We start from the raw sequence: 12,855 nt of genomic DNA, 5'->3' as shown, positions 1-12,855 counted from the left end.
GCTCTGGCGGTTTTGAAGCCAGATACCGTTATAAAGTGGCACCGCGCCGGGTTCAGATCGTACTGGCGCTGGAGGTCACGACGTCGTGGCGGCCGACCAACCTTACCGACAGAGATACGCAAGCTTATCCGCGAGATGAGCATCGCCAACCCGTTGTGGGGAGCGCCGCGGATCCACGGAGAGCTGCTTAAGCTCTGCATCGATATCGGCCAGACGAGCGTGGCCAAGTATATGGTGAAGAGACGAGGGCCACCGTCGCAAGGCTGGAAGACGTTTCTTCATAACCATGCCGACGCCATCGCGGCGATGGATTTGTTCGTCGTGCCGACGATCTCGTTTCGCCTGCTCTATGGATTGCTGATCATGGGGCACGGCCGACGACAAATTTTGTGGTTTGGCGTCACAGCTAACCCCACTGCAGAATGGATCGCAAATCAGGTTACGGAAGCATGCGGTTGGGAACAGGCTCCCCGCTACCTGATCCGTGACCGGGATGGGGCCTATGGTGAGGTCTTCATCCGAAGACTTCGATCAATGGGCATTCGTGACCGGCCGACATCGCCGCGCTCCCCATGGCAAAACGGATATGCCGAACGGCTGATCGGTTCGATCCGACGGGAGTGCCTTGACCACGTTGTTGTGTTCGGCGAGCAGAAAGATCACCGTGTTGTTCCGCTGCTCGGGCGCCGTGCCTAGGTGGAGGAAGCACAGAAGCTGCACGAGCAGCTGGACCACGGCAAGAAGCGTGATCGCCGGAAGGATCATGTCCCTCGGAAGGACGCCGGTCATGACCGCACCGAAAGAGAGCGCCGTCAATCCGAGCGAGAGGATGAATCCCACGACATAGGACTTCAGGCTGCCGTGGGACGCGCCATGCGCGGCGTGGCTCGAAATATGCGCGCCTGACATCAGAAGCCCCCCTGCAGATAGACGAAGGTGAAGACGCAGATCCAGACCAGGTCGAGGAAGTGCCAGAACAGACTGAGGCAGGCGAGGCGGCACTGAATGACATCGTCGAGCCCGAAGCGGAGGGTCTGGTGCATCATCACTGCGAGCCAGAGCAGGCCGGCGGTCACGTGCAGACCATGGGTGCCCACCAGCGTGAAATACGCGGAAAGGAAGGCACTGCGGTTCGGACCCGCTCCCTCCGCGATGAGGTGGGCGAATTCGTGGACCTCCATCGCGATGAAGGCGGCGCCGAGGACGAAGGTGACCGCCAGCCAGCCGATCACCTTGTCGCGGTTGCCGGCTTGCACGTTGAGAGCCGCAAGGCCGAAGGTGAAGCTGCTCCCCAGAAGCAGCAGCGTCTCGACGGCGACATAGGGGAGATCGAAGAGCTCCTTTCCGCTCGGACCGCCCGCGACGCTGTCGGCAAGCACGCTGAAGGTGGCGAACAGGCTTGCGAAGATGAGGCAGTCGCTCATCAGATAGATCCAGAAGCCGAGAACGGTCTTGGATCCATCGTCGTGCTCGTGATGTACGGCCGCGGAGCTTTCGTTCGCGGCCAGAGAGATGGGAGAGAAGGAGATGTTCATGGGTATGAAGCTTTGGCTAGGAGTGCGTGGCGCTCTCGTTCGATGCGCGCGACCTCGGCTGCCGGGACGTAATAGTCAGTATTCCGGTCATAGGTTCGCGCGATGAAGGTGCCGACCATGCCGAGGAGTCCGATCGCCGCGATCGCCCACATGTGCCAGACGAGCGCGAAGCACAGGATGAAACTGAAGACGGCGATTACGAAGCCCGCCGAGGTGTTCTTCGGCATGTGGATGTCCTCGTAACGGGAGGCGGGCCGCCAGGCTCGGCCGAACTCCTTGTCTTCCCAATGCTGCTCGAGCGAGGTGATGTGGGGGATATGGGCGAAGTTGTAGAAGGGCGCAGGCGAGGCCGTCGACCATTCGAGGCTGCGGGCGTTCCACGGATCGCCGGTCAAGTCCCGGTTCTTCTCCCGGTCCCTGATGCTGACCCTAAGCTGGATCAGGATGGCCAGAATGCCCGCCCCGATGATCACGGCGCCGACGAGTGCGATAAGTAGATAGGGCTGCCAGTCGGGCATGTCATAGTGGTTCATACGCCGGGTCATCCCCTTGAAGCCGAGGATGTAGAGCGGCGTGAAGGCGAGCCAGTAACCGACCAGCCAGCACCAGAACGAGACCTTCCCCCAGAATTCGTTCAGCTTGAAACCGAAGACCTTGGGGAACCAGAAATTCATGCCGGCGAGCATCCCATACACCGTGCCGCCAATGATGACGTTGTGAAAATGGGCGACCAGGAACAGACTGTTGTGCAGGACGAAGTCAGCGCCTGGCACGGCGAGCAGGACGCCGCTCATGCCGCCGACAGCGAAGGTCACCATGAAGCCGATGGTCCACAGCGTTGCCGAATGGAAGCGGATCCGGCCCCGGTACATGGTGAAGAGCCAGTTGAACAGCTTCACGCCGGTCGGGATCGAGATGATCGTGGTCATGATGCCGAAGAAGGCATTGACGTTCGCGCCCGACCCCATCGTGAAGAAGTGGTGCAGCCAGACCAAGAAGCTGAGGACACCGATCGAGCAGGTGGCGTAGACCATCGAGTTGTAGCCGAAGAGCGGCTTGCCTGAGAAGGTCGCAATCACCTCGGAGAAGACGCCGAAGGCTGGCAGGACGAGGACATAGACCTCAGGATGGCCCCAGATCCAGATGAGGTTGATGTACATCATCGCGTTCCCACCAAGCTCATTGGTGAAGAAATGCATGTCGAAGTAGCGATCGACGGTGAGCATTGCCAAGGTGGCGGTCAGCACCGGGAAGATCCCGACGATCAGGATGTTGGTGATCAGTGACGTCCACACGAACACCGGCATCTTCATGACGTTCATGCTGGGCGCGCGCATGCGCAGGATGGTGACGATGAAATTGATCCCAGCGAGTGTCGTGCCTATTCCTGAGACCTGTAGCGACCAAATGTAATAGTCGACGCCGACCGTTGGACTGTATCCGAGTTCGGAAAGCGGCGGATAGGCGACCCAGCCCACCGCGGCGAAGTCGCCGACCCACATGGAAACCATGACGAGCGCGGCGCCGACGGCCGACAGCCAGAAGCCGAGAGAGTTGAGGAAGGGATAGGCGACGTCACGTGCACCGATCTGCAGCGGCACCACGACGTTCATCAGGCCGAGGAGAAAGGGCGTGGCAACGAAGAAGATCATGATCACGCCGTGGGCGGTGAAGATCTGGTCGTAGTGGTGCGGTGGCAGGTACCCGGCCGCATCGTTCGCGGCCATCGCCTGCTGCGTGCGCATCATGATCGCGTCCGCGAAGCCGCGAAGGAGCATGACGAGCCCGAGCCCGAAATACATCACGCCGATCTTCTTGTGATCGACGGAGGTGATCCACTCCGACCACAGATAGCCCCACTGCCGAAAGTAGGTGATCAGTGCAAGAACGGCGAATCCGCCAATGACGACGACCACTCCGGTTCCCATGATGATCGGTTCATGTAGCGGAATGGCATCGAGGGAGAGTTTTCCAAGCATTAGTTATTCCTCCGCGAGACCGGTCCTTGCGGCGTGCGGATCTGGTTGTTGAGAGCCATCGCCGGCATCCCACCGGCCTCGAATTGATCGACGATGCTGGCGAAGAGCCCAAGTGTGACGCTCGCGTATGTCGTTGCCGGCGACTTGATGCTCGGCTCCTTGAGCGACCTGTAGGTCGCCTGATCGAGGACCGACGGTGCGCTTTTGGCCTGCCGAAGCCAGGCGTCGAACTGATCGCGGGGCATCGCGACGGTGTCGAAATGCATGTCCGAGAACCCGGGGCCGCTGAAGGCCGAGGAGCGGCCGGCATAGGTGCCGGCTTGATCGGCGATGAGGTGCAGTTGGGTCTGCATCCCGGCCATCGCGTAGATCTGGCTGCCGAGCTGAGGGATGAAGAAGGAGTTCATGATCGACTCGGAGGTGAACCATAATCGCTGCGGCAAGGGAGCTGCGTGCTCGGAAGCTGCTTGCAAAGTATCAGCAGATGATCCTAGACGAGATCGAACGCAAAAAGAAATATGCCGCCTATGGTCTCTGCATCGACGAGACTAGGACGCAGGCCATAACGCAAAAGAGTACAGCCGTCACCAAGACGGCAGTTTCTGAAAAGCTCAAGCAAAGCTTCAAAGACGAACTAGTGCACCTGGGTTTCCGTCACGTCGAGGTTGAACTCCGGGAAGCCGGAGGAGCGGACGGCGTCCTTTACCACAAGCTTGTATTGACGCGTGCGCCCGGCGTTGAGTTCCCTCGGTGAGGCGCATAACTATTCGATGGAAGTTAGATCTGATCCTTTTGAATCCGCCAAATCACACTTCTTCGATACCAGCAGCTGGGGTGAATTTTGCGACGTCACTCTAACCTTGAAGCAAGCCTGGCAGCCCGACCGCGGTGGCTGGGTAAAAATCGACGACTATCGGTGCAGACAAGCTTTTCGGCACTTCATGAACCTCCTCAACAGAGCTGTATATGGATCTGCATTTCGTCGGCACGGCAAACGTCTTCGTGTATTACCCGTACTTGAAAAAGGCGAGGTCCGCGCCCGCGCGTTACGTCCATGGGAGTGCGGCGCGTCAGGTCGATGGCATATTCATTGTGCAATTGAATTGCCCTCACACTTCGATGCCATTACCCTTGAAAACATGATCCGCGAGTGTTGGGCGAAGGTCGAGTGGGGTCACGGCAGAATTCTTGTCCGCGACGGTGCGAACGCGGGTTGGATCGACTACATGTTGAAAGACCGTCAGAAGTCAGAGTTCGACGGTTTTCTTGACTGCATAATTATAGAGTCTTTGCACAATCCAATTGCTGACGCGTAGACGTTCTTTGGAATCGGACTCTTAGTAGACTAAGCTTGAGCAAGGGCGATTGGTCAGCAATCGCTTGTTCGATGCTGTTTTGGCGGGACCCCTCTCGTTGGCGAGCTACCCCGTAGCAACGGGCAGACCACGGCCTGGCCATCAGCGCCCTCGCGCGCGCTAAGGGTGATAAAGGAGGTTAACGCGGGGCCACGGCCTGGCCATCAGCGCCCTCGCGCGCGCTAAGGGTGATAAAGGAGGTTAACGCGGGGGCCCCCGATGCTGTTTTGGCGCGACCCCTCTCGTTGCCGAGCTACCCCGTAGCAACGGGCAGGCCACGGCCTGGCCATCAGCGCCCTCGCGCGCGCTAAGGGTGATAAAGGAGGTTAACGTGGGGGCCCGATGCTGTTTTGGCGCGACCCCTCTCGTTGCCGAGCTACCCCGTAGCAACGGGCAGGCCACGGCCTGGCCATCAGCGCCCTCGCGCGCGCTAAGGGTGATAAAGGAGGTTAACGTGGGGCCGCCGAAACCAATAAATCATAACTACGCCGCCGCGGCACCGCCTAGGCGGCCCGATCCGGTCGAGCAGCATCGCGCCGCCAAAACCAATAAACCAAAATTACGCCGCGCCAGATTCTTCGGCACCCACGCGCCAAGGGATAAAGAGAACCAGCCCGAAAAATGCCGGAGAGAAAGCACGCCGGAGCCCCCGATGCTGTTTTGGCGCGACCCCTCTCGTTGCCGAGCTACCCCGTAGCAACGGGCAGGCCACGGCCTGGCCATCAGCGCCCTCGCGCGCGCTAAGGGTGATAAAGGAGGTTAACGTGGGGCGCGCCCCGATGCTGTTTTGGCGCGACCCCTCTCGTTGGCGAGCTACCCCGTAGCAACGGGCAGGCCACGGCCTGGCCATCAGCGCCCTCGCGCGCGCTAAGGGTGATAAAGGAGGTTAACGTGGGGCCGCCGAAACCAATAAATCATAACTACGCCGCCGCGGCACCGCCTAGGCGGCCCGATCCGGTCGAGCAGCATCGCGCCGCCAAAACCAATAAACCAAAATTACGCCGCGCCAGATTCTTCGGCACCCACGCGCCAAGGGATAAAGAGAACCAGCCCGAAAAATGCCGGAGAGAAAGCACGCCGGAGCCCCCGATGCTGTTTTGGCGCGACCCCTCTCGTTGGCGAGCTACCCCGTAGCAACGGGCAGGCCACGGCCTGGCCATCAGCGCCCTCGCGCGCGCTAAGGGTGATAAAGGAGGTTAACGTGGGGCGCGCCCCGATGCTGTTTTGGCGCGACCCCTCTCGTTGGCGAGCTACCCCGTAGCAACGGGCAGGCCACGGCCTGGCCATCAGCGCCCTCGCGCGCGCTAAGGGTGATAAAGGAGGTTAACGTGGGGCAATTCCCGGGCCGCATCTCGTGTACGGTTTCCTGACGACTGCGCCGAACGCGGTGGTCGAGCCGATCCATCCCAAAGCCATGCCGGTGATCCTGACGACGGACGAGGAGCGTGACGTCTGGATGCGCGCGCCATGGGATGAGGCGCGGGCACTACAAAGGCCGCTGCCGGATGACGCGCTCAAGATCGTCGCCCGGGGTGCCGACAAGGAAGATCAAGCGGCTGCGTGATGCCGATCCTTGCCTTGCTCTCGCCCACTTCCGCTTTGGAGCGCATTACGGACTCAAGTCAGACATCGCGTCAGGTCCGAAATGTGCCATCACCGGAAGTCAGTTGATTTCTCGTTCACTTGTCGGTGCACCCTTCCTTGCCAAAGCATCTTGGCTTTATAAGCAAGACGCCCGCGAGGTTCACCGATCGTGATTTGATCGCATTTTTGGCGTCTGTTTTGGGTTGACGGGCAAAACCAAACGTAACCTAATCAATGTCTTAAAATAGTCCTCCTGCCAGGAGGCCCTCGTGAACGAGCTCTCGGGTTACGTATTTCTGCCGCTTCGGGAGGGCGACATCTCTCTCTACCGTGGCTCTGGCAACGGCCTGGCGCCGATCCTGCTTGTTGCCGCAGAGGAAACCTCGCCCGGTTGTGTCGAGGGGCTTGAACACGAATATGCGCTCAAGGGAGAACTTGACGCTGACTGGGCGGCGCGACCGATCGCGCTGACACATTACAACGACCGCATGACGCTGGTGCTTGAGGATCCCGGCGGTACGTCGCTCGATCGACTGCTTGGCCGGCCACTGGACGTATCGCATTTCCTGCGCATCGCGATTCCTCTCGCGGGTGCGCTCCGCCGAGTGCACGAGCGCGGCTTGATCCATAAGGACATCAAGCCGGTAAATATCCTAGCGGACGCGGTAAGCGGCGGGGTATGGCTGACGGGGTTCGGCATTGCCTCGCGTCTGCCGCGCGAGCATCAAGCCGCAGCGCCGCCGGAGGTGATTGCCGGGACGCTCGCCTACATGGCGCCGGAACAAACCGGTCGGATGAACCGCTCGGTGGACTCGCGCAGCGATCTCTATGCACTGGGCGTCACCTTCTACGAGATGCTTACGGGGACACTGCCCTTCACGGCTGCCGATCCGATGGAGTGGGTGCACTGCCATATCGCGCGGCAACCGGTGCCGGCCAACGAGCGGGTCGCCGGCATCCCAGGGATGCTCTCGGCTATTGTGATGAAGCTCCTCGCCAAGACCGCCGAGGTGCGCTACCAGACCGCCGCCGGTGTCGAGGCCGATCTCAAGCGCTGCCTGGCGGAATGGGAGTCGCATTGCCGTATCGACCCGTTTCTGGTGGGCGCTCACGACGTATCGGACCGGCTGCTGATCCCGGAGAAGCTCTACGGTCGGGAGCGCGAGATCAACACTCTGCTCGCTTCCTTCGACCGGGTCGTGGCTAACGGCACGCCGGAGCTTGTGCTCGTGTCCGGATATTCCGGTATCGGCAAGTCCTCGGTGGTGAATGAGCTGCACAAGGCGCTCGTGCCGCCGCGTGGCCTGTTCGCGTCCGGCAAGTTCGATCAGTACAAGCGCGACATTCCGTACGCTACCTTGGGCCAAGCCTTCCAGAGCCTTGTCCGCTCGCTCCTCACCCAGAGCGAGGCAGAGCTTGGCCGGTGGCGGGACTCACTGAGCGAGGCGTTGGGCCCGAATGGTCAGATTATCGTCAACCTCGTTCCCGAGCTGGAGCTCGTGATTGGGAAACAGTCACCGGTCGCGGACCTGCCGCCGCAGGACGCGCAGAACCGCTTCCAGATGGTGTTCCGGCGCTTCCTCGGGGTGTTCGCGCGCCAGGAGCACCCGCTCGCGCTGTTCCTCGATGATCTGCAATGGCTGGATGCAGCGACGCTTGAGCTTCTCGAGCATCTGGTCACACACCCCGAAGTGCGGCACCTGCTGCTGATCGGCGCCTACCGGGACAACGAGGTCGGCCCAACGCACCCGCTTCTGCGGACGCTGGAGTCGATCCGCGCGGTCGATGCGAGGGTGCATGAGATCGTGCTGGCGCCCCTCGAGCTCGACCATGTTGGCCGGCTCATCGCCGACGCGCTCCACTGCGAGCCGGTACGCGCGCGGCCATTGACGGAGCTAGTCCAGAAGAAGACCGGCGGCAATCCATTTTTTGCAATCCAATTCTTCATCGCGTTGGCCGACGAGGGGCTGCTCGCATTCGACCCAGTCGCGTCGGCGTGGCAATGGAACATCGATCGCATCCGGGCCAAGAGTTACGCCGACAACGTGGTGGACCTCATGGCAGGGAAGCTGAAGCGATTGTCCGCCACCACCCAGGAAGCCCTGAAGCAGCTCGCCTGCCTGGGCAATGTTGCTCCGATCGCCACCCTGGCCCGGGTTCACGGCGAATCGGAAGAGGCGATGCACGCGGCACTCTGGGAAGCGATCCGCGCTGGCCTCGTGGTCCATCAGGACAACGCCTGCAGATTCATGCATGACCGGATCCAGCAGGCGGCGTACTCACTTATTCCTGAAGCGCAGCGTGCCGAAGTCCACTTGCGCATAGGCCGCGTGCTGCTGGCGAGCATGACGGCAGACGAGCTCGCCGAGGACCTGTTCGATGTCGCGAACCACTTCAATCGGGGCGCAACGCTTCTAGTCGACCGGGACGAGAAAGCGCAGGTGGCGACGATCGAGCTGCGCGCCGGGCGAAAGGCCAAGGCGTCGACGGCCTATGCGTCCGCGTGCGTCTATCTCGTGGCCGGCATGGCCCTGCTCGACGAAAGCGACTGGGACAGCCACTACGATTTAACGTTCAGCCTGTGGCTTGAACGCGCGGAGTGCGAGTATCTGACCGGACAGTTGGCGTCGGCTGAAGCACGGCTCTCGTTGCTGTCAACCCGCGCGCGGACCATCGTCGACTCTGCCGCGGTCACCTGCGTGCGCCTCAATCTCTACACGACCTTGGACCATAGCGACAGCGCGGTCGAGGTAGGCCTGGACTATCTGCGGCGGGTCGATGACGGACGGTGGCCGCTGCACCCGACAGCGGAGGACGTCCATCAGGCTTATGATCGGCTGCTGCAGCGGCTCGGGTCCGACTCAATCGAGTCGTTGGTCGACTTGCCACTGATGACTGATCCCGACCGGCGCGCGACCATGGACGTGCTCACGATGCTCACGTCGCCGGCCCTTTTCACTGAAGAGAATCTCTTCCGCCTCGTCGTCTGTCGGATGGCGGCCCTCAGCCTGGAGCATGGCAACAGCGACGGATCATGCCTCGCCTATGCGTGGTTGGGCAGCGTCCTGGGGATGTACTTCGGAGACTACCAGGCAGGGTTCCGCTTCGGCAGGCTTGGCCTGGATCTGGTCGAAAAACGCGGGCTCGACCGGTTCAGAGCGCGTGTCTACCTCGTTTTTGCCGTCCACGTCGTCAACTGGACGCAGAACCTGTCGATGAGTCGCGACTTGCTGCGGCGGGCTTTCGCGGCGGCGCAGGTGACCGGTGATCTTTCCTATGTAGCCTATAGCTGCGTCGACCTGGTCACCAATTTTCTCGCCTCCGGAGATCCGCTCGGCGAAGTCGAGCGGGAGGCCGAGAATGGACTCGAATTCGTACGGAAGATGTCGTTCGGACTCATCAGCGATTGTATGACGGGGCAGCTCAGGCTCATCCGCGTGCTCCGTGGACTGAGGCCGACCTTTACATCCTTCGATGGCGCGGAGTTCGACGAGGGCCGCTTCGAGCAACGTCTGGAGAGCAAGCCCCAGCTGGCCTTTGCCGCCTCGTGGTATTGGATTCGCAAGCTGCAAGCGTGCGTTTACGCTGGCGACTACGCGTCGGCTGTTTCGGCTGCATCGAAAGCTGCATCGGTGCTTTGGACGACGCCGACGCAATTCGAGCGCGCTGAGTACCATTTCTACGCGGCGCTTGCGCGAGCGGCGTATTGCGAGATTGCTGCGGCCGAGGAGCGGCCCCAGCATCTGGAAGCGCTGGCATCGCATCTTAAGCAGATAGCGGTCTGGGCACACAACGGTCCTGCAACGTTCGCAAACCGCGCGGCATTGGTCGGCGCCGAACTCGCGCGTCTGGAACAGCGGGTACTGGACGCCGAGCGCCTCTACGAACAGGCCATCCGCTCGGCCCGCGAGCAGGGCTTCGTGCAGAACGAGGGCCTGGCCCATGAGGTAGCCGCGCGGTTCTACGCGGCGCGCGGCTTCGATACGTTCGCCCGCGCGTATCTGCGGGAGGCGCGGCGCTGCTACCTTCGCTGGGGCGCGTCCGGCAAGGTGCGGCATCTCGAGCAGCTTCATCTGCATCTCCGCGAGGCACCGGTGCCTGCATCTCACACGACGACCATTGGCGCGCCCGTCGAGCAGCTCGATGTCGGAACCGTGCTCAAGGCCGCGCAGGCGGTGTCCGGCGAGATCGTCCTCGACAAGCTTATCGAGACGCTGCTGCGGATCGCAGTCGAACATGCCGGCGCCGAGCGAGGCCTGCTCATCCTGTTCGAGGGCGACGAGCCACGGATCGCAGCGGAAGCGACGACCGGCCGCGGCCAGGTTGAGGTCACGCTGCGCCAGACGGCCGCCTCACTGGCCGAGCTTCCCGAATCCGTGCTCCACACCGTGATCCGGACGCGGGAGAGCGTGATCCTTGATGACGCCTCGGCGCAGAATCCGTTCTCGGCGGATGAGTACCTCCGTCAGAAGCACGCCCGGTCGGTCCTCTGCCTGCCCCTGGTGAAGCAGTCCAAGCTGATCGGGGTGCTCTATCTGGAGAACAAGCTGGCATCGCACGTGTTCACGCCCGCACGGATCTCGGTACTGGAAGTGCTGGCGTCGCAAGCGGCGATCTCGCTGGAGAACGCCCGTCTGTACAACGATCTCAGGGAACGGGAGGCCAGGATCCGCCGCTTGGTCGACGCGAACATCGTCGGGATCGTCATCTGGGATTTTCAGGGCCGAATTATCGAAACCAACCAGGCCTTTCTCGATATTGTCGGATATGCCCGGGAAGATCTCGCCTCGTTGCGATGGAGGGAGCTGACGCCGGCCGAATGGCGCGATGTCGACGACCAGGCCTTCGCAGAGCTAAATGCGGTTGGAACTGTCAAACCGCGTGAGAAGGAGTACTTTCGCAAAGACGGCAGCCGCGTGCCGGTGCTGGTCGCCCGCGCGCTTTTCGAGTGGAACCGAGATGAAGGCGTTGCCTTTGTGTTGGATCTAACGGAGCGCAAGCATGTCGAGGGGGCGTTGCGCGACGCGCAAGCGAACCTGGCGCATGTCGTGCGCGTAACAACCTTGGGCGAACTGGCGGCCTCTATCGCGCATGAAGTGAACCAGCCGCTCGCCGCCGTCGTCGCCAACGGCGAGGCCTGTCTGCGGTGGCTCGACCGCCAGACTCCCGACCTGGACGCCGCGCGCCGCTCGGTGGAATGGATCATCGACGACGGCAATCGGGCGGGTGAGGTGATCCGGCGCGTCCGGGCGCTCGCGAACAAGACCGAGATTGAGAAGGTGCCGCTCGACGTCAATGAAATCATAAGGGAGGTCATCACGCTGGTGCAGCGTGAGCTAATCAGCCACCGGGTGTCGTTGCGAATGGAATTGGCACCAGCCCTACCCACGGTGTTGGGTGATCGGGTTCAATTGCAGCAGGTGATCATCAACCTGGTGATGAATGGCATTGAAGCGATGCAATCGGTCACGGATCGGCCGCGCGAACTGGTGGTCCGATCAGGCCAGGACCAACCAGGCCAAGCGCTCATCAGTGTGGCGGATTGCGGCGTCGGGATCGCCGCCGAGAATGTGGACCGGCTGTTCAACCCCTTCTTCACCACCAAATCCGGCGGCATGGGTATGGGACTTTCGATCTGCCGCTCGATCATGGAGGCCCATGGCGGCCGGCTGTGGGCCACGGCAACCGTGCCCCACGGCGCCATGTTTCAATTCACGCTGCCGGTGAACGCAGACACTGCGTGGTGAGGTTGCGCGCGTAAGCCGTCCAAAGAACAGAAGGCGGCGCGCCCGAGCAGCGTCGCAGGGATATCGATGCCGAGTGCCTTGGCGGTCTTCAGGTTGATGGCCGGCCCTATGCCGCTTGATGTCTCAGAATGGGATGGACCGGCCGTGCTCCCGCCCCGAACCGCTCAGAGAATGAGCGGGGGGCTTAGAAGATAAGGAGCTCATCGCTATGTCCCATAAGACGGCCGCTACAGTCGCACACACCATTGGCATCGATACGGGCAAGAACACCCTGCATTTGATCGGCCTCGACGACAAGGAGGCAATCGTTTTGCGAGAGAAGATTGCACGCGGTCGGATTTCATGGCTTTTTGAGAACCTGGATGCCGGCATCACGCGGGAGTCTCATCACATGTGGTTGTCGATGTCTTGGCGATTAGGAGAACGAACTAAGAGCCACAACGATCGGTCTTCATGATTGTCTGTTCCTGCAATATCCTTAGCGATCATGACGTCCGCAGTGCTGTCCGCGCATCGGAAGATGATCTGCCATGCAATGCCAAGCAGGTCTATGGCTGCTTAGGCTGCAGCGCCGAATGCGGCCGATGTGCCCGCACCATCAAGACTATCATCGATCAGGCTATCGACCTGTGCGCGTCAACGAGCGTTCGATGAC

8 protein-coding genes and 3 pseudogenes are annotated in these 12,855 nt (G+C 61.3%); 7 read left to right on the top strand and 4 right to left on the bottom strand.

Translation table 11 applies throughout. The annotated features are described in order from the left end of the window. The first annotated feature begins 135 nt into the window (after nucleotides 1-135). Complete coding sequence (locus B5527_RS44885) at nucleotides 136-696, top strand: integrase core domain-containing protein (RefSeq protein ID WP_245332401.1); 561 nt, start codon at nucleotides 136-138, stop codon at nucleotides 694-696. Nucleotides 697-711: 15 nt separating this feature from the next. Here the strand turns inward: B5527_RS44885 and B5527_RS47920 are convergent. From B5527_RS47920 to B5527_RS37225, 4 genes and pseudogenes are all read right to left on the bottom strand, one after another. After that, a pseudogene (locus B5527_RS47920) lies at nucleotides 712-789 on the bottom strand (hypothetical protein); the annotation flags it as partial. A 119-nt stretch (nucleotides 790-908) separates the two neighbouring features. Further along, on the bottom strand, nucleotides 909-1,535 hold the full coding sequence (gene cyoC / locus B5527_RS37235) for a cytochrome o ubiquinol oxidase subunit III (RefSeq protein WP_079605926.1): 627 nt from the start codon (nucleotides 1,533-1,535) through the stop codon (nucleotides 909-911). Then, nucleotides 1,532-3,514 carry a cytochrome o ubiquinol oxidase subunit I gene (gene cyoB / locus B5527_RS37230; protein ID WP_079605925.1) on the bottom strand — a complete coding sequence of 661 codons (1,983 nt, stop codon included), beginning with the start codon at nucleotides 3,512-3,514 and terminating at the stop codon, nucleotides 1,532-1,534. Before cyoB ends, cyoC begins: the two co-directional genes overlap by 4 nt. After that, a complete protein-coding gene (locus B5527_RS37225; RefSeq protein WP_276329297.1) occupies nucleotides 3,514-3,957 on the bottom strand; it encodes a COX aromatic rich motif-containing protein in 444 nt (147 codons plus the stop codon). The genes cyoB and B5527_RS37225 overlap by 1 nt, the downstream gene beginning before the upstream one ends. A gap of 41 nt (nucleotides 3,958-3,998) precedes the next feature. Between B5527_RS37225 and B5527_RS37220 the strand changes: the two genes are divergently transcribed. The 6 genes and pseudogenes from B5527_RS37220 to B5527_RS46885 all read left to right on the top strand — a co-directional run. Beyond that, entirely contained in the window at nucleotides 3,999-4,268 is a 270-nt protein-coding gene (locus B5527_RS37220; RefSeq protein ID WP_079605924.1) for a hypothetical protein, read from the top strand. A 16-nt stretch (nucleotides 4,269-4,284) separates the two neighbouring features. Then, a complete protein-coding gene (locus tag B5527_RS44880; RefSeq protein ID WP_154072724.1) occupies nucleotides 4,285-4,830 on the top strand; it encodes a hypothetical protein in 546 nt (181 codons plus the stop codon). A 1,375-nt stretch (nucleotides 4,831-6,205) separates the two neighbouring features. After that, a pseudogene (locus tag B5527_RS37215) lies at nucleotides 6,206-6,433 on the top strand (SOS response-associated peptidase); the annotation flags it as partial. Between the two features lie 289 nt (nucleotides 6,434-6,722). Beyond that, entirely contained in the window at nucleotides 6,723-12,200 is a 5,478-nt protein-coding gene (locus B5527_RS37210; protein ID WP_079605922.1) for a trifunctional serine/threonine-protein kinase/ATP-binding protein/sensor histidine kinase, read from the top strand. 208 nt (nucleotides 12,201-12,408) lie between these two features. After that, entirely contained in the window at nucleotides 12,409-12,657 is a 249-nt protein-coding gene (locus B5527_RS37205; RefSeq protein WP_079605921.1) for a hypothetical protein, read from the top strand. Beyond that, a pseudogene (locus B5527_RS46885) lies at nucleotides 12,654-12,842 on the top strand ((2Fe-2S)-binding protein); the annotation flags it as partial. The gene B5527_RS37205 and the pseudogene B5527_RS46885, both read left to right, overlap by 4 nt. Nucleotides 12,843-12,855: the final 13 nt, after the last annotated feature.

This window comes from Bradyrhizobium erythrophlei (assembly GCF_900129425.1).
Lineage (GTDB): Bacteria > Pseudomonadota > Alphaproteobacteria > Rhizobiales > Xanthobacteraceae > Bradyrhizobium > Bradyrhizobium erythrophlei_C.
Note: the sequence above shows the minus strand (reverse complement) of the source record. Positions and strands in the feature narration are given on the sequence as shown.

Excerpts from the sequence above, each read along its gene's own strand:
- B5527_RS44880 (WP_154072724.1), top strand. The coding sequence starts at position 4,285 with ATGGAAGTTAGATCTGATCCTTTTGAATCCGCCAAATCACACTTCTTC.
- B5527_RS37205 (WP_079605921.1), top strand. The coding sequence starts at position 12,409 with ATGTCCCATAAGACGGCCGCTACAGTCGCACACACCATTGGCATCGAT.
- B5527_RS44885 (WP_245332401.1), top strand. The coding sequence starts at position 136 with ATGAGCATCGCCAACCCGTTGTGGGGAGCGCCGCGGATCCACGGAGAG.
- cyoC (WP_079605926.1), bottom strand. The coding sequence starts at position 1,535 with ATGAACATCTCCTTCTCTCCCATCTCTCTGGCCGCGAACGAAAGCTCC.
- B5527_RS37220 (WP_079605924.1), top strand. The coding sequence starts at position 3,999 with ATGATCCTAGACGAGATCGAACGCAAAAAGAAATATGCCGCCTATGGT.
- cyoB (WP_079605925.1), bottom strand. The coding sequence starts at position 3,514 with ATGCTTGGAAAACTCTCCCTCGATGCCATTCCGCTACATGAACCGATC.